This is a genomic window from Alkalilimnicola sp. S0819 (assembly GCF_009295635.1).
In the GTDB taxonomy this organism is placed as follows: domain Bacteria; phylum Pseudomonadota; class Gammaproteobacteria; order Nitrococcales; family WHIW01; genus S0819.
Genome location: NZ_WHIW01000001.1, coordinates 254,197 through 270,848, shown reverse-complemented (window position 1 = coordinate 270,848; position 16,652 = coordinate 254,197). Strand labels below are relative to the sequence as shown.

The window sequence follows — 16,652 nt, the reverse complement described above, 5'->3', positions numbered from 1 at the left end:
AGAGTGCCGATGCGGGCACGGCTGCGCATTCAGGTAATGCGGCTGTGGGGAACGGCTTTCAACGAAAACAGCGCTCCCGCACCGGACAGGACTACGCGCCCGACACCCTTCGGCGGGTGTCGGGCGCGGCGTCGGGGCATCAATCGGAAGCGGCCCTGGGCTGGTCCGCCCCCTCGTAGATGATGTACGGGCTGGTCTCGCCCCGTATCACCGCGTCATCCACCACAACCTTGCCCACGTTCTCCATGGAGGGCAACTCGTACATGGTGTCCAGCAGCACGTGCTCGAGGATGGTGCGCAGCCCGCGGGCACCGGTCTTGCGCTCCATGGCCTTGTGGGCCACAGCCCGCAGGGCGTCCTCGCGGAACTCCAGCTCCGCCCCTTCCATGTCGAACAGCTTCTGGTACTGCTTGGTGATGGCGTTCTTCGGCTCGCGCAGGATCTGAATCAAGGCATCCTCGTCGAGTTCCTCCAGCGTCGCCACCACGGGCAGTCGGCCGACGAACTCGGGGATCAGCCCGTACTTGATCAGGTCCTCCGGCTCCACCTCGTGCAGAATCTCGCCGACACTGCGGTGCTCGTCCTTGCTCTTGACGGAGGCGGAGAAGCCGATGCCGCCCTTCTCGGAGCGGTCCCGGATCACCTTGTCCAGGCCGGCGAAGGCACCGCCGACGATGAACAGGATGTTGTGGGTATGCACCTGCAGGAATTCCTGCTGCGGGTGTTTACGCCCGCCCTGGGGCGGCACCGAGGCCACGGTGCCCTCGATCAGTTTGAGCAGTGCCTGCTGCACGCCCTCGCCCGAGACGTCCCGGGTGATGGAGGGGTTGTCGGCCTTGCGCGAGACCTTGTCGATCTCGTCGATGTAGACGATGCCGGTCTGGGCCTTCTCCACATCGTAATCGCACTTCTGCAGCAGCTTCTGGATGATGTTCTCTACATCCTCACCCACGTAGCCCGCTTCGGTGAGCGTGGTGGCGTCGGCGATGGTAAAGGGCACATCCAGCAGGCGCGCCAGGGTTTCAGCCAGCAGGGTCTTGCCGGAGCCGGTGGGGCCGATGAGCAGGATGTTGCTCTTCGCCAATTCCACCTCACCCTTGCCCTGGGAAGCCTCCATGCGCTTGTAGTGGTTGTACACGGCCACGGCCAGGACCTTCTTGGCCTGTTCCTGACCGATCACGTACTCATCGAGCACGTTCTTGATCTCGTGCGGCTTGGGTAGCCGCGAACCCATGGCAGTGGACTGCTCCTGCATCTCCTCGCGGATGATGTCATTGCACAGCTCCACGCATTCGTCGCAGACGAACACCGACGGGCCCGCAATCAGCTTGCGCACCTCGTGCTGGCTCTTGCCGCAGAAGGAGCAATACAGCAGCTTGCCGCTGTCGTCGCCCTTGCCCTTTTCTCTGTCGCTCATCTATTGCCCTCGGTACGCGGGGTACTGGCTTAAACCATGCCTATTTTTTGACAGTCGCGCAAGCAAGCCGGACACGCTGCGGCCCGCGGAATACTGCCCGGTGCCCACAGTAAAACGGCCGGGAAAACCGGCCGTTCTGTACCCGATCAACCCTGGCTCGCCAGACTGCTTCTATCTTTTAGGACAGCGTCCACCAGCCCGTAGTTCACCGCGGCCTCCGGGCCCATGAAGTTGTCCCGCTCGGTGTCGCGCTCGATGGTTTCCATGTCCTGGCCGGTGTGGTGCGCCAGCAGGCGGTTGAGGCGCTCGCGCATGGACAGGATCTCGCGGGCATGGATGTCGATATCAGAAGCCTGGCCCTGGAAACCGCCCAGGGGCTGATGGATCATCATCCGCGAGTTGGGCAGGCAGAAGCGCTTGCCCGCGGCGCCACCGGCCAGCAGGAAGGCGCCCATGCTCGCTGCCTGACCCAGGCACATGGTGCTCACGTCGGGCTTGATGAACTGCATGGTGTCGTAGATGGCCATGCCGGCTGTGACCACGCCGCCTGGCGAGTTGATGTACAGATGGATGTCCTTGTCCGGGTTCTCGGACTCCAGGAACAGCAGCTGCGCGACGATCAGGTTGGCCATGTAGTCTTCCACCGGGCCGACCACGAAGATCACCCGCTCCTTGAGCAGGCGCGAGTAGATATCGTAGGCCCGCTCGCCGCGCGCGGTCTGCTCCACCACCATCGGCACCAGGCCGGTGGCGGCGGCGCCCAGGGCGCCGTTGCTGCGATCGCTGGTCATGATCACTCCTCGGAGGCGGCCTCGTCACCGCCCTGCATGAGTTGCTCGAAGCTGCTGGTCTTGTCCTCGACCTTGGCCCGTTCCATCGCCCAGTCAACCACCTGATCTTCCAGCGCGGCCACTTCCAGGCTCTCCATCATCTGGCGGTTCTGCATGTAGTACTGCATCACCTGCTGGGGCTGCTCATAGCCGCTGGCGATCTGCTGCAGGCGCTCGCGCACCTTGTCCTGGTCGAGCTTGATGTCGTTGTCGCGGATGATGGCGTTGACCACCAGGCCCAGTACCACACGGCGGCGGGCATCATCCTCGTACTCGGCGTTGTTGAGCTGATCCTCGGTGGGCTCCTGGCCCGCACGGCGCAGCTGCTCCTCGGCCTGCTTGCGCAGGGCGTCGATCTCGCCGTCCACCAGCACGCGGGGCAGCTCCAGCCCCTGGTTGGCCTCGGAGAGCTGCTCCATGATCTGGCGCTTGAGGCGCATGCCGATCACCTGGTCACGCTCACGCTCCAGGCCCTGCTTGATCTGCTCGCGCAGCTGGGCGATGCCGCCTTCCTTGATGCCCACCGTCTCGGCGAAGGCGTCATCGGCGTCGGGCAGCACGGGCCCGTCCACGGCCTTGATCGTCACCGAGAACACGGCGGTCTTGCCGGCCACTTCCGGGTCGGGGAAGTTCTCGGGGAAGGTGTACTCGACCTCCTTCTCCTCCTCGGGCTTGACGCCCTTCATGGCCTTCTCGAACTCCGGAGGCATCTGGCCTGAACCGATGGTCACCGGGGTGTCCTCGCCCTTGTTGCCGGAGAAGTCCTCGCCGTCGATCTTGCCGACGAAGTCGATCGTCACCCGATCGCCTTCCTTCGCCTTGCGCTTGACCGGCTTGTACTCGGCGGACTGCTTGCGCAGGTTGTCCAGCACCTTGTCGATGTCGGCATCACCGATCTCGGCCACCGGGCGCTCCACCTTGAGCTTGTCCAGGCCCTGCACGTCCACGTCGGGCATGATCTCGAAGGTGGCGACGTATTCCAGGTCCTTGCCGGCGTCGGTCTGGGTGGGCTCGATGGCGGGCGCCCCCGCCGGGCGCAGGGATTCCTGATCCAGCGCCTCGGCGTAGCTCTGCTGCAGCACTTCGCTCAGCACTTCGCCGCGCACCTGGGAACCGTAGCGCTTCTCGACGACCTTCAGCGGGACCTTGCCCGGGCGGAAGCCGTCCATGCGCACCTGGCCGCGCATGTCACGCAGCCGCTTGTCCACTTCCGTATCGACGCGCTCGGACGGCAGCTGTACCGTCATCCGGCGTTCCAGACCCTGGGTCGTTTCCACAGACACTTGCATCGAGTGCACCTCAATCCCGGTATGAATTCGGAGATCTCACAATCCGGCCGAGCCGCGGGCCCCACCGGGAGAACATTCTGGTGCGAAAGGGGAGACTCGAACTCCCACGGGTTGCCCCACTGGAACCTAAATCCAGCGCGTCTACCAGTTCCGCCACTTTCGCCTTCCGCGCCCGCCAGGCCCATACCCGACACGCACTGAGCCGGACATTATATGCGTCAAGCCGCCGCAACTAAACCCAAGTCCGGCGCGGCCACGCCGGCACAACAAAAAACGGCTTGCAGCAAGCTGCAAGCCGTTGAATTGGTGGGCCATCTAGGACTCGAACCTAGAACCAACTGATTAAGAGTCAGCTGCTCTACCAATTGAGCTAATGGCCCAAGAAAATGGGGTGAGCGATGGGATTTGAACCCACGACCGCCGGAGCCACAATCCGGAGCTCTACCAACTGAGCTACGCCCACCATTATTCCCGGCTTTCACCGGATGTCCCGCCGCGCTAATGGCGCGCCCGGCAGGACTCGAACCTGCAACCGCCGGCTTAGAAGGCCGATGCTCTATCCGGTTGAGCTACGGGCGCGCGGTCTTGCAAGTCTACCTCAAGCCCCTCGGCTCGACCGACACCTCGCGCCCCGCCCGGTTACCGGATTGGTCGGGGTGGAGGGATTCGAACCCCCGACTTCCTGCTCCCAAAGCAGGAGCGCTACCAGGCTGCGCTACACCCCGCGATGACCGTTGCCGCCCCGCAGCGTGCCGCCGTTCGAACGAGGCGCGCATAATACGTGGCCGGGCATCGGCCGTCAAACGTCGGGCGATTATCCATCCCCGCGCCCGGTGGTGCAAGCAAGACACCGATTTATTCCGCCCCGCGGGGCGAGCCCGTACCGGGGTGACGCCCCGGCCGACCCGTGCGAAAATCCGCTCCTTCTTCGAAGCCCCACAGACAGGACTGCTTTTATGACGGCGCACATCCTCGACGGCAAGGCCATCGCGGCCGATCTGCGTATCCGCCTCAAGGCCCGCTGCGACGAGCGCGCGGCGCGCGGCCTGCGCCAACCGGGGCTGGCCGTGGTACTGGTGGGTGATGACCCGGCCTCGAAGGTGTATGTGGGCAGCAAGCGCCGGGGCTGCGCGGAAGTGGGTATCGCCTCCTATGAACACGACCTGCCCGCCGAGACGTCCATGAGCGATCTGCTGGCGCTGATCGATCGGCTCAACGCCGACCCGGCGGTGGACGGCATCCTGGTGCAGTTGCCGCTGCCCGCCCATCTGGACGAGAACACCGTCATTCAACACATCCATCCGGACAAGGACGTGGATGGCTTTCATCCCATCAATATGGGTCGATTGGTCCAGCGCTTGCCGGGGCCGCGCCCCTGCACGCCGCGGGGTGTGATGATCATGCTCGAGCACGCCGGGGTGGAGCTCGCGGGCCTGGATGCGGTGATCATCGGCCAGTCCAACATCGTCGGCCGCCCCATGGCCCTGGAACTGTTGAACGCCCGCTGCACCCCCACCGTCTGCCACAGCCGCAGCCGGGATCTGCAGGCGAAAGTCGCCCGCGCCGATCTGGTGGTGGCCGCCGTGGGGCGCACCCACTTCGTGCCCGGCGAGTGGATCAAGCCCGGGGCGATCGTCATCGACGTGGGGATCAACCGCGGCGAGGACGGCAAGCTGCGAGGGGATGTGGAATTCGACAGCGCCGCCGAGCGAGCGAGCTGGATCACGCCGGTGCCCGGCGGTGTCGGGCCGATGACCGTGGCCACCCTGCTGAGCAACACCGTCGATGCGGCGGAGGCCCGGGACGGAGGCTGACTCCTGCAGGGGTGGGGATTTACCACAGAGAGCACAGAGGAGATTAAAGCTGGCAAGGAAACCAGGCATGTCTTCCTCTGTGTAACTCTGCTCCTCTGTGGTTAAAACACCCTAGAACAACGCCGCCACCGCCTCGGCCAGGCGGCGCACCGGCACCACCTCCATGCCCTGGGGCCCCTTGCCCCGGGGAGCGTTCTTGTACGGCACCACGGCCCGGCGAAAACCATGCTTGGCGGCCTCCCGCAGCCGCTCCTCGCCATTGGGCACCGGGCGAATCTCGCCGGCCAGCCCCACCTCGCCGAATACCACGCAATCCTGCGGCACGGGCCGGTCGCGGAAGCTGGAAAGCACCGCCATGAGGCTGGGCAGGTCGCTGGCGGTCTCGCTCAGACGCACGCCGCCCACCACATTGAGGAAGATGTCCTGGCCGTGCATCTGCACCGTGCCATGGCGCTGCAGCACCGCCAGCAGCATGGACAGGCGGTTGGCATCCACCCCCAGCGCCACCCGGCGCGGATTGCTCATGGCGCTGTCGGCCACCAGGGCCTGCACCTCCACCAACAACGGGCGGCTGCCCTCCCGGGTGACGGTGATCACGCTCCCCGCCACCGGCTCGTCATGGCGGGAGAGGAAGATCGCCGAAGGGTTCTTCACCTCCTTCAGCCCCGCCTCGTCCATGGCGAACACGCCCAGCTCGTTGGCCGCGCCAAAACGGTTCTTCACCGCCCGCAGCAGGCGGAAACGGCTGCCGGATTCGCTCTCGAAATACAGCACCGTGTCCACCATGTGCTCCAGCACCCGGGGGCCAGCCAGTGCCCCCTCCTTGGTAACATGGCCCACCAGGAACAGCGCCGTGCCGCTTTGCTTGGCGTAGCGCACCAGATGCGCCGCGGCTTCACGCACCTGGCTCACGGAGCCGGGCGCGGACTGCAGGTTCTCGCTGAACACGGTCTGGATCGAATCCACCACCAGCACCTGCGGACGCGCCGCACGCGCCGCGTCGACGATGGCCTCCACCGAGGTCTCGGCCAGCACCTGCATGCGCTCGGCGGCAACACCCAGGCGCCGCGCCCGCAGGCCCACCTGGCGCAGGGATTCCTCCCCGGTGACATACAGACTGCGCAAATCCCCGGGCAGCATGGCGACGGTCTGCAACAGCAGGGTGGACTTGCCGATACCCGGGTCGCCGCCCAGCAGCACCACCCCGCCCTGCACCAGACCCCCACCCAGCACTCGGTCCAGTTCCCGCAGGCCGGTGCCAAAGCGCGCCTCTTCCTCGGTGGATACCTCGGCGAGAGTCTTCACCCCGGCATCACCCGCGTACTGCCCCCGGGGCGCGGCGGCGGCGCGGGGCGTGGCGGCGGCCAACACCTGCTCCTGCAAGGTGTTCCATTCACCGCAATCCCCGCACTGCCCCGCCCACTTGGGGCTGCTGGCACCACAGCCACTGCAGACGAAAACCGTACGTGACTTAGCCATCGTGGTACTCGAAGCGCACCCGGTTGGTGAGACGACAGAACAGTTCGTAGGCAATGGTGCCGGCGGCGGCCGCCACCTCTTCGGCGGGCAGGCCCTGCCCCCAGAGCACCACCGGGTCGTGCACCCGGGCGTCAGCCTGGCCGCGCAGATCGATGCAGATCATGTCCATGGACACCCGCCCCAGCAACTGTGTGCGCCGACCATTGAGCAGCACCGGCGTGCCGGTGGACGCATGACGCGGGTAGCCATCGCCATAGCCGATACTCACCACCCCCACGGCCATGTCCTCGGGGCAGGTGTAGGCGCCCGCGTAGCCGATACGATCCCCGGCGCGGCACTGGTTGATGGCGATCAGCTGGCTCTCCAGGGTCATCACCGGCCGCAGGTCCGGCCGCTCACCGCCATCCACGAAAGGCGAGACGCCATAGAGCATGATGCCCGGGCGTACCCAGTCGGCGCGGGCCGCCGGCCAGCCCAGCAGGCCGGCGGAGTTGGCCAGGGAGCGCTCGCCGGTGAGCCCCTCGCAGCTGCGGCGGAAGCTTTCCAACTGCGCCGGGGTGCGCGCACCGCCCCGGTCATCGGCCGCCGCCAGGTGGGTCATCAGCCGCGGCGTGCCGCGCACCGCGGGGCAGGCCTGCAATCGGCGCTCGAAGACCGCGGCCTGCTCGCCCGGCACACCAAGACGGTTCATGCCGGAATTGATCTTCAGCCAGCACTCGAAGGCAGCGCGCAGCTCGCAACGCTCCAGCGCCGCGAGCTGCCACTCGGAATGCACCACCAAGGAGAGCTCGTGCTCCGCCGCCGCGGCCAGCTCATCGTCGGTGAAAATGCCTTCGAGCAGGAGGATGGGTTGGGAGATGCCGGCCGCACGCAGCGGCAGCGCCTCCTCCAGGCTGGTCACACCGAAGGCATCCGCGTCGGGCAATGCCTGGGCGGTACGCCGCAGCCCGTGGCCGTAGCCGCCGGCCTTGATCACCGCCATCACCCGCGCGCCCTCGGCGTGCGCCCGGGCCAGGGCGAAGTTATGGCGCAGCGCCGCCAGGTCGATCAGTGCCCGGGTGCCGCGGCTCACAGATAGGCCTCGTCGCGGTAGACGTCCTCGATGAAGTTCTCAAAGCGGGTGTACTTGCCCAGGAAGGTCAGACGCACCGTGCCGATGGGCCCGTTACGCTGCTTGCCGATGATGATCTCGGCCGACCCCTTGTCCGGGCTGTCGTCGTTATAGACCTCATCGCGGTAGATGAAGGTGATCACATCGGCGTCCTGCTCGATGGCGCCGGATTCACGCAGGTCCGACATCACCGGGCGCTTGTTGGGGCGCTGCTCCAGGGAGCGGTTGAGCTGGGAGAGCGCGATCACCGGCACGTCGAGCTCCTTGGCCATGGCCTTCAGGGAGCGGGAGATCTGCGAGATCTCCGCGGTACGGCCTTCCTTGAATCCGGGCAGCTGCATCAGCTGCAGGTAATCCACCACGATCAGCCCCAGGCCGTGCTCGCGCTTGAGGCGTCGCGCGCGGCCGCGCATCTCGTTGGGGCTGAGGCCGGCGGAGTCGTCGATGAACAGCTTGGCATTGGCCATGAGGTTCATGGTACCGGTCAGCCGAGGCCAGTCCTCGTCGAGCAGCTTGCCGGTACGAATTTTCTGCAGCTCCACCCGCCCCAGGGACGAGAGCATGCGCATCACCAGCGAGTCACCGGGCATTTCCATGCTGAATACCGCCACCGGCGCCTCACCCTTCAGGGCGGCATGCTCGGCGATGTTCATGGCAAAGGTGGTCTTGCCCATGGAGGGGCGGCCGGCGACGATCACCAGGTCGCCGGCTTGCAGGCCGGAGGTCATCTGGTCGAAGTCGTGAAAGCCGGTGGCCAGACCGGTGATGGTGCTGTCCTGACCGTAGAGGGTATCGATGCGTTCCACCACCACCGGCAGGATGTCCTTCACGCCGATGAAGCCGTCCTGGCCGCGACCGGTCTGCTCGGCGATCTTGAAGACCTTCTGCTCGGCGGCCTCCAGCAGTTCGGGGGTGGGACGGCCTTCCTGCTCGAAGACCAGCTCGATGATCTCGTCGGCGCTGCGCACCAACTGACGGCGCACGGAACGGTCGCGGACGATCTCGGCGTAGGCGGCGATATTGGCGGCACTGGGGGTCTGCTGGGCGATACTGCCCAGGTAGCCGAGGCCACCCGCGTCCTCGAGCTGGCCGTTTTCCTTCAGCCACTCGGAGATGGTGAGCACGTCCAGCGGCTTGCCCGCCTCGGCGAGCGCGGCGATGGCGAGGAAGATGCGGCGATGATCGCCACGGTAGAAATCGGCCTCGGTGAGCTTGTCGGAGACCTGGAACCAGGCCTCGTTGTCCAGCATCAGGCCGCCGAGCACGGCCTGCTCGGCCTCTATGGAATGCGGCGGCGTCTTGATTCTGTCGATGGCCGCATCGGCGATAGGCGCCTCTGCCATTCGTCACTCCCCCGGAGATCCGTCAGCCGGATCGATAGTGACGCATGTTAAGGCCGCCCGCCAGGGATGGCGGGCGACCCCGTCACAGCCAGCGGATTATTCCGCTTCCACCACCAGCTTGATGGTGGCATCCACATCGGTGTGCAGATGCAGTTCGATCTCGTACTCGCCGAGGTTGCGCAGCGGGCCTTCCGGCAGCCGCACTTCCTGACGGGTCACTTCCACGCCGGCGGCGGTGATCGCGTCGGCGATGTCCTGGGTGCCCACGGAGCCGAACAGCTTGCCTTCCTCACCCGCCTTGGACTGGATGGTCACGCTCATCTCTTCAAGCTTCGCCTTGCGGGCTTCGGCCGAGGCCAGCAGCTCGGCGGCGGCCTTTTCCAGCTCGGCGCGACGCGCCTCGAACTCGGCCAGGTTCTCGGCGGTGGCCGGCTTGGCCTTGCCCTGCGGCACCAGGTAGTTGCGGCCGTAGCCCGCCTTGACCTTGACCTTGTCGCCCAGGCCGCCCAGGTTCTCGACCTTCTCCAGCAGAATCACTTCCATCGTCATCACCCCACGGTGTCACAAACCATAAATCATGCCGACGGCCCGCCGTCGGAACCCATCAGCCGGCGGCGCCAATTGAAAATCGCATCGCCCATACCGACCGCCATCAAAATCTGCAGGATCAGCGGCAAAAGCACGTACAGCAGTACGAACCAGCCCCGCCCCCAGTCGCGCGCCGCACCCACCGCGTGGATCAACGACAGGCCCTGGAACAGGAAGATCCCGCTCAGCACCAGGCCCAGATCATTCACCAGCCCGGGGCCGGTGAAAGCCGAAGCCACCCACAGCGCCAGCGCCAATACCGCCAGCCGCCAATCCAGCCGCAGGCCGTGAAACTCCTGGCGAAAGCCGCCCGGGTTGAACAGCAGCGCCTGCCACCAGCGCCCGAGCAGCAGCCCGATGAGCACCAGCAGCATCAGGTTCACCGCCCAAAGCCCGCTCATGATGGGCACGATCTGCTCGCGCAACATGGCCCAATCGGCCTCGCCCACCTCCAGCAGCTGGCGCATCTGCTCGAACTGCGCCGCCCAGTAGGCCTCGGGCTCCGGCACCAGGAGATACAACCCCAGCACCGTCAGCACCCCCAGCCCGGCAAGCAGCTGCAGGGTGGAGGACAGGGAGACGCTCGCCCGCAGCCAGCCCGCCACCAGCAACACCGGTAGCCACAGCTCCAGCGCCGGGCGCAGTACCTGCTGCGGCAGCCCGCCCAGCAGCGTTAACCCCAGGGCGCAGACCCCCGCCGTAAAGACGATGATCAGCAAGCCTTCCCGCCAGCCCTTGCGCAGGGCAAACAGCGCGATGACCGCGCCGCTCACCCAGATCAGGCCCGGCAACAAGGCGCCCAGACTGGCGACCAGCACCGCCTGGGATCGGCCTCGCATGATGAAACCGGCTAGTGCACGCACCAGCAGCTCCGCTCCGCGGCCGCCGAAACCGAATGCCGTTTAGTGGCGATCGGTGTAGGGCAGCAGGGCCAGGAAACGCGCCCGCTTGATCGCCCGCGCCAGCTGACGCTGGTAGCGCGCGCTGGTGCCGGTGATGCGACTGGGAACGATCTTCCCGGTCTCGGTGATGTAGTTGCGCAGGGTGTTGAGATCCTTGTAATCGATCTCTTTCACGCCCTCTGCGGTAAAGCGGCAAAACTTTCTACGACGGAAAAAACGCGCCATTTTATGCTCCAGTATCCCGTATCAATTCAATGCGCCGTGCGCTGATCAAAAGCCGATAGTCATCACTGCGCTGTTGGCTACGCACCAGGCTGCCATGCACTCGCATGGCTGTCCCGGGCGGAAGCGCCTGAACGCTTCGGCAGAGCTCGTCCCCCACGGCGCGCACGCCGATGATGAAACGGTGCCGGCGCTCCACCCCCGCTTCCTGCCAAGAGCCTTCGTGCTCCAGGGCAAAACGGGCGATGGCGATGCCGGCCGGGGTGCGACGCAGCTCCACCGCATCCAGCAGCCGTCCGGCGAGAATCAAACGGTTGTCGTCGATCATTCGCCAGCTGCCGGAAGCGTTCAGTCTTCCTCTTTCTGCTCCTGCTCGTCACGATCGGAACGCTCACGGCGCTCGCCGCGCTCTTCGCGATCGTCACGATCACGGCCGCGGCCCCGACCGCTCTCTTCCTCTTCCCGGCTCTTGGCCAGGTGGGAAGGATCGGTATCGGCCTGCTTGCGCGCCATGACCATGTTGCGGATCACGGCATCGTTGAAGCGGAAGGTGGACTCCAGCTCGGCGAGCTCTTCGGTGCCACACTCCACGTTCATCAGCACGTAGTGCGCCTTGATCAGTTTCTTGATGGGATAGGCGAGCTGACGGCGACCCCAGTCTTCCAGACGATGGATCTTGCCGCCCTTGGATTCGATGATGCCGCGGTAACGCTCGATCATCGCGGGCACCTGGTCGCTCTGGTCCGGATGCACCAGGAACACGATCTCGTAATGTCGCATTGTTGCTCCTTTCGGATAAACGGGCCGAGGCCCGGAGCCGACAGCGCTCGCCGCCGGCAAGGAGGCCCGCCTTTGGGGGGCGGGCTTTTGAAAGATCGCGCAGTTTAGCCGAGCACGGCGGGAGATTAAAGTCCCATCAACGCCTTAGGGCCCGGCGCTGACGCACCGCCTCGAACAGGAACACCCCGGCGGCCACCGAGACGTTGAGGCTCTCCACCTGGCCGGCCATGGGAATGGATGCCAACTGATCACAGAGCTCCCGACTGAGCCGGCGCAGCCCGGATTCCTCCGCGCCCATCAGCACCGCGAGCGGGCCGGTGAGATCCGCCTGATAGAGGCTGGCATCTCCCTCCCCCGCGGCGCCCACCAGCCAGATCCCCCGCTCGCGCAGGGCCCGCAGGGTGCGGGCCAGGTTGGTGACCTGGAAGAAGGGCACGGACTGGGCCGCGCCGCTGGCCACCTTGTGCACGGTGGGGGTAAGCCCGGCGGCACGGTCCCGCGGGGCAATCACGCCGTGCACGCCAGCGGCGTCGGCGCTGCGCAGACAGGCACCGAGGTTGTGGGGATCCTGCACCTGATCCAGCACCAGCAGGAACGGCGCCTCAACCAAGGCATCGAGCAGGTGTTCCAGCTCCGCCTCCCCCCGGGGCGCAGCCCCCCGATAGGCGAGCACGATCCCCTGGTGGACGCCGCCGGGCACCAGACGGTCCAGCTCCGAACGCGCCACCCGATGCAGCGGCACCCGGCCATGCTGAAGGCCCTCGAGCAGGCGCTCCAGCCGAGCGTCCCGGCGACCCTTCTCGACCCACACCTCGACGATATGGGCCGGGTCATACTTGATGGCGGCACGGGCGGCGTGCAGCCCGTGGATATATTGTGGCTCGCTCATCGTCGCTTAACGACCGCTCTTGCGCGCACGACTGCCCCGCCCGCGACGCGCCGGCTTGTCGCCGGCTTCGGCCTTGGCCGCCTTGTGGGTCTTCGCGCGCGCCTTGTCCTTGCGTTTGCCGCCGACCTCCTCCCCGTGCTCGTTCAGCGGATGAGCCAGCAGGTCGAAGTCGATCTTGCGCTCGTCCTTATCGACCCGCGCCAGGCGCACCCGCACCCGGTCGGTCAGGCGGTATTCCTTGCCGCCCCGCTCGCCCTGGAGGCGATGGCCGATCGGGTCGAAGCGGTAGAAATCGTTCTCCAGGCTGGAAATGTGCACCAGCCCGTCCACATGCAGCTCGTCGAGCTCCACGAACAGCCCGAAACCGGTTACCCCGCTGATCACCCCGGTGAACTCCTCGCCTACCCGGTCGGCCATGTATTCGCACTTGAGGCTCATGATGGCGTCGCGGGTGGCCTCGTCGGCACGTCGCTCCACCATCGAACAGTGCTCACCCAGGGCCAGCAGCTTGTCGTGGGAGTAGACGAAGTCCTTGCCCTTGCCGCCGTCGAGGATATGGCCGATGGCCCGGTGCACGATCAGATCCGGGTAGCGACGGATGGGCGAGGTGAAATGGGCGTACTGCTCCAGCGCCAGGCCGAAGTGCCCCTTGCTCTCGGGCCGGTATTCGGCGGCCTTCATGGAGCGCAGCATGATGGTCTGGATCAGGTGGCGGTCGGGCCGGTCCCGCACCTGCTCCATGAGCTTGGCGTAATCGTCGGAGCCGGGCTTGTCGCCACCGCCCAGGCTGAGGCCGGCCTGCGCCAGGAAGGTCTTGAGGTTTTCCAGCCGGTCCGCCGAGGGGCCTTCGTGGTCGCGGAACAGCCCGCCGATGCGGTGGCGCTGCAGGAAGCGGGCCGCCGCCACATTGGCGATGACCATGCATTCCTCGATGATGCGATGAGCCTGGTTGCGGTCGGTGGGGACGATGGTCTCCACCCGCCCACCTTCGCCGAAGATGATCTGCGATTCGCTGGTCTCGAAGTCGATGGCGCCGCGACGCTTGCGCGCGCTGAACAGGGACTTGAAGACCCCCTGCAGATGCTCCAGATGGGGAATCAGCCCCTGGTGCTTGCGTCGCAGCGCCTTGTCACCCTCCAGCATGGCTGCGACTTCCTCGTAGGTGAGCCGCGCATGGGAGCGCATCACCGCGCGATAGAAGCGTGAGCGCCGTAACTTGCCGTCGGCGGCGATCTGCATTTCCGCGACCATGCACAGCCGGTCCACCTGCGGATTGAGCGAACACAAGCCGTTGGAGAGCACCTCGGGGAGCATGGGCACTACGTTGCGGGGAAAATACACCGAGGTACCCCGCTCGTTGGCCTCTCGATCCAGCGGCTTGCGCGGCTGCACGTAGTGGGAGACATCGGCGATGGCCACCAGCAGCTTCCAGCCGCTGGGCGTGGGCTCACAGTAGACGGCGTCGTCGAAATCCCGGGCATCGGCACCATCGATGGTCACCAATGGCGTATCGCGCAGATCCACGCGCCCTTCCTTGGCCTGATCCGGCACCTCCGGGTCCAGGCGCTTCGCCGCTTCCAGCACATCATCGGGCCAGTCCACGGGAATCCCGTGCACCCGGGCGGCGACCTGGATTTCCATGCCGGCTTCCACGTGCCGGCCCAGCACCTGAATGATGCGCCCGATGGGCTGCCGGCGCACACTGGGCTGGGCCACCAATTCGGCCACCACCAGTTCGCCGCTCTCGGCATCGGCCTGGGCGTCGGCGGGCACGATGACGTCGTGATGAATACGCTTGCTCTCGGGCACCACGAACCCGACCCCGCTCTCGCGGTAGAAGCGCCCGGTAATACTGCGGTTGGCGCGCTTGAGCACTTCCACCAACTCGCCTTCGGGCTTGCCCTCGGCGTCGATGCCGGTGACGCGCACCACCACCCGGTCGCCGTGGAACAGCTCGCGCATCTGCCGCGGCTGCAGCTGAATGGGCGCCTCGCCGGTCTCGGGCATCATCTGACCGGAGCCGTCGGCGCGGCCGTTGATGCGACCGCGTACCAGTTCCTTGTTGTCGACGATGACGTAGGCGCGTCGGCGGTTACGGATCAGCTGACCTTCGCGCTCCATGGCGCGCAGGCGCCGGCGCAGGCCCTCGATGGCATCGGGGTGCTCCAGCTCCAGGCCCTGGCCGATGGCCTCGCGGGTCAGTGGGCGGCCCTGCGTGGCCAAGTACTCCAGAATGTATTCCCGGCTGGGGATCGGATGTTCGTAGGTCTGTTGCTCGCGGGCACGGAAGGGGTCCTGCACCCGGGGTGTCTTGTCTCTTTTCGCCATGCGTTTATTTCGGTCCTCTCATCATGGCTGCAGCATACTCCTTCCGGGTGTCGCTTTGAACAAAGCGGCAAAAAGCCGTTGACAGCCCCATGCCTCGACAGTAAAGTACGCGCCGCTGGTGGTCACTCAGGTGGCACATCAAGCCGAGGTGGTGAAATTGGTAGACACGCTAGCTTCAGGTGCTAGTGGGGGAAACCCCGTGGAGGTTCGAGTCCTCTCCTCGGCACCATACCTGATCGAGAAAGGCGAGCCCGATGGCTCGCCTTTTTTCGTTGCGCAATCCATGGACAAGCTGTGAGTGCCCGGGAATGTGGCAGCGACCAAGGCCGCTGCCACACAGGCGTTTACGCTACTCAGGCATCGAAGGGGTGGCGCAGCACGATGGTCTCGCGCCGGTCCGGCCCGGTGGAGATGATATCCACCGGCACGCCGACCAGCTCTTCCACCTTGCGCAGATACGCCTGGGCATTGGCCGGCAGGCCATCGAAGTTCTCCACCCCCACGGTGGACTCGCTCCAGCCGGGCAGGTCGATGTACTGCGGCTCGCAATCGGCCAGCAGTTCCGCCCCCGGCGGCAAGGTCTCCACCAGCTTGCCCGCACAGCGATAACCCACGCAGATGCGGATCATGTCCAGGCCGTCGAGCACGTCCAGCTTGGTGATGCATAGCCCCGAGAGGCTGTTGATATGGGCCGCGCGGCGCAGGGCCACGGCGTCGAACCAACCGCAGCGGCGCCGTCGCCCGGTGGTGGCGCCGAACTCGTGGCCGCGCTTGCCCAGGTGTTCGCCCAACTCATCGAACAGTTCCGTGGGGAAGGGCCCCGCGCCCACCCGAGTGGTGTAGGCCTTGGTGATACCCAGCACATAGTGCAGATCCCGCGGCCCCACGCCGGTGCCGCTGGCCGCCGCCCCCGCGGTGGTGTTGGAGGAGGTCACGTAGGGGTAGGTGCCGTGGTCTATGTCCAGCAGCGTGCCCTGAGCCCCCTCGAAGAGCAGGGGCTGGCCGGCCTCCTGGTACTCGTGCAGCGCCGCGCCCACGTCGATGACCATGGGCTCCAGCTCCTCGGCTTGAGCCAGGCAGCCATCCAGAACCTGCTGGAAGTCCACCGGCTTTTCCTTGAAGAAGTGCTGGAGCACGAAGTTGTGGTAATCCAGCAACTCGCCGAGCTTGCCCGCCAGGCGCTCGCGATAGAGCAGGTCCGCCACTCTCAGACCGCGACGGGAAACCTTGTCCTCGTAAGCCGGGCCAATCCCGCGCCCGGTGGTACCGATGGCCGCCTTGCCCCGGGCCCGTTCGCGCGCCTGGTCCAGGGCCACGTGCACGGGCAGGATCAGCGGGCAGGAGGGGCTGATGCGCAGCCGCTCGCGGGCGGGCACGCCCTGGGCCTCCAGGTGGGCGATCTCCCTGAGCAGGGCCTCGGGCGAGAGGACCACGCCGTTGCCGATCAGGCACTGCACGCCTTCGCGCAGGATGCCGGAGGGGATCAGATGCAGGACGGTTTTCTTGCCGTCGATGACCAGGGTGTGGCCGGCATTGTGGCCGCCCTGGAAGCGCACCACCGCGGCGACACGATCGGTGAGCAGGTCGACGACCTTGCCCTTGCCCTCATCGCCCCACTGGGAACCGATAACAACGACATTCTTGGCCATTGGTCCTTCCG

Annotated in this window: 15 protein-coding genes and 6 tRNA genes; 2 read left to right on the top strand and 19 right to left on the bottom strand. The window is 66.1% G+C overall.

The features are described from left to right. Positions 1 to 139 precede the first annotated feature (139 nt). The 8 genes from clpX to GBG68_RS01300 form a co-directional block, all read right to left on the bottom strand. On the bottom strand, positions 140 to 1,417 hold the full coding sequence (clpX, locus tag GBG68_RS01335; protein ID WP_152144300.1) for an ATP-dependent Clp protease ATP-binding subunit ClpX: 1,278 nt from the start codon (positions 1,415 to 1,417) through the stop codon (positions 140 to 142). A gap of 146 nt (positions 1,418 to 1,563) precedes the next feature. Beyond that, positions 1,564 to 2,208, bottom strand: coding sequence for an ATP-dependent Clp endopeptidase proteolytic subunit ClpP (gene clpP / locus GBG68_RS01330; RefSeq protein ID WP_152144298.1), 645 nt, complete (start codon positions 2,206 to 2,208; stop codon positions 1,564 to 1,566). Between the two features lie 2 nt (positions 2,209 to 2,210). Then, positions 2,211 to 3,536, bottom strand: coding sequence for a trigger factor (gene tig / locus GBG68_RS01325; protein ID WP_152144296.1), 1,326 nt, complete (start codon positions 3,534 to 3,536; stop codon positions 2,211 to 2,213). A 78-nt stretch (positions 3,537 to 3,614) separates the two neighbouring features. Next, positions 3,615 to 3,699 (bottom strand) — tRNA-Leu (locus GBG68_RS01320). Between the two features lie 141 nt (positions 3,700 to 3,840). Then, a tRNA-Lys gene (locus GBG68_RS01315) sits at positions 3,841 to 3,916 on the bottom strand. A 7-nt stretch (positions 3,917 to 3,923) separates the two neighbouring features. Further along, positions 3,924 to 3,999, bottom strand: a tRNA-His gene (locus GBG68_RS01310). A 39-nt stretch (positions 4,000 to 4,038) separates the two neighbouring features. Then, a tRNA-Arg gene (locus GBG68_RS01305) sits at positions 4,039 to 4,115 on the bottom strand. A 69-nt stretch (positions 4,116 to 4,184) separates the two neighbouring features. Next, a tRNA-Pro gene (locus GBG68_RS01300) sits at positions 4,185 to 4,261 on the bottom strand. 231 nt (positions 4,262 to 4,492) lie between these two features. Here GBG68_RS01300 and folD point away from each other — a divergent pair. Continuing rightward, positions 4,493 to 5,350: a bifunctional methylenetetrahydrofolate dehydrogenase/methenyltetrahydrofolate cyclohydrolase FolD gene (gene folD / locus GBG68_RS01295; RefSeq protein ID WP_152144294.1), complete on the top strand. Its 858-nt coding sequence runs from the start codon at positions 4,493 to 4,495 to the stop codon at positions 5,348 to 5,350. Between the two features lie 111 nt (positions 5,351 to 5,461). Here the strand turns inward: folD and radA are convergent, their stop codons facing one another. The 10 genes from radA to rnr form a co-directional block, all read right to left on the bottom strand. Beyond that, the gene (gene radA / locus GBG68_RS01290) at positions 5,462 to 6,829 is read right to left on the bottom strand and encodes a DNA repair protein RadA (protein WP_152144292.1); all 1,368 of its coding nucleotides are present in this window, start codon (positions 6,827 to 6,829) and stop codon (positions 5,462 to 5,464) included. After that, a complete protein-coding gene (gene alr, locus GBG68_RS01285; RefSeq protein ID WP_152144289.1) occupies positions 6,822 to 7,901 on the bottom strand; it encodes an alanine racemase in 1,080 nt (359 codons plus the stop codon). The genes radA and alr overlap by 8 nt, the downstream gene beginning before the upstream one ends. Next, positions 7,898 to 9,283 carry a replicative DNA helicase gene (gene dnaB / locus GBG68_RS01280; RefSeq protein ID WP_152144287.1) on the bottom strand — a complete coding sequence of 462 codons (1,386 nt, stop codon included), beginning with the start codon at positions 9,281 to 9,283 and terminating at the stop codon, positions 7,898 to 7,900. The genes alr and dnaB overlap by 4 nt, the downstream gene beginning before the upstream one ends. A 96-nt stretch (positions 9,284 to 9,379) precedes the next feature. Further along, positions 9,380 to 9,826: a 50S ribosomal protein L9 gene (gene rplI, locus GBG68_RS01275; protein WP_152144285.1), complete on the bottom strand. Its 447-nt coding sequence runs from the start codon at positions 9,824 to 9,826 to the stop codon at positions 9,380 to 9,382. Between the two features lie 32 nt (positions 9,827 to 9,858). Further along, positions 9,859 to 10,734 carry a hypothetical protein gene (locus GBG68_RS01270; protein WP_152144283.1) on the bottom strand — a complete coding sequence of 292 codons (876 nt, stop codon included), beginning with the start codon at positions 10,732 to 10,734 and terminating at the stop codon, positions 9,859 to 9,861. Between the two features lie 39 nt (positions 10,735 to 10,773). Then, the gene (rpsR, locus tag GBG68_RS01265) at positions 10,774 to 10,998 is read right to left on the bottom strand and encodes a 30S ribosomal protein S18 (RefSeq protein ID WP_152144281.1); all 225 of its coding nucleotides are present in this window, start codon (positions 10,996 to 10,998) and stop codon (positions 10,774 to 10,776) included. A 1-nt stretch (position 10,999) separates the two neighbouring features. Then, positions 11,000 to 11,323 (bottom strand): primosomal replication protein N, encoded by a 324-nt coding sequence (gene priB / locus GBG68_RS01260; protein ID WP_152765305.1) that lies wholly within the window; start codon positions 11,321 to 11,323, stop codon positions 11,000 to 11,002. Between the two features lie 20 nt (positions 11,324 to 11,343). Next, on the bottom strand, positions 11,344 to 11,775 hold the full coding sequence (gene rpsF / locus GBG68_RS01255) for a 30S ribosomal protein S6 (RefSeq protein WP_152144279.1): 432 nt from the start codon (positions 11,773 to 11,775) through the stop codon (positions 11,344 to 11,346). A 136-nt stretch (positions 11,776 to 11,911) separates the two neighbouring features. Further along, entirely contained in the window at positions 11,912 to 12,664 is a 753-nt protein-coding gene (gene rlmB / locus GBG68_RS01250) for a 23S rRNA (guanosine(2251)-2'-O)-methyltransferase RlmB (RefSeq protein ID WP_152144278.1), read from the bottom strand. A gap of 6 nt (positions 12,665 to 12,670) precedes the next feature. Continuing rightward, positions 12,671 to 14,992 (bottom strand): ribonuclease R, encoded by a 2,322-nt coding sequence (gene rnr, locus GBG68_RS01245; protein WP_152144276.1) that lies wholly within the window; start codon positions 14,990 to 14,992, stop codon positions 12,671 to 12,673. 142 nt (positions 14,993 to 15,134) lie between these two features. On the opposite strand from rnr, the gene GBG68_RS01240 reads away from it, so the two are divergent. Next, positions 15,135 to 15,221: transfer RNA gene (locus GBG68_RS01240), tRNA-Leu, on the top strand. A 124-nt stretch (positions 15,222 to 15,345) separates the two neighbouring features. Here GBG68_RS01240 and GBG68_RS01235 read toward each other — a convergent pair. Continuing rightward, positions 15,346 to 16,641, bottom strand: a complete 1,296-nt coding sequence (locus GBG68_RS01235; RefSeq protein WP_152144274.1) for an adenylosuccinate synthase — start codon at positions 16,639 to 16,641, stop codon at positions 15,346 to 15,348. Positions 16,642 to 16,652 lie beyond the last annotated feature (11 nt).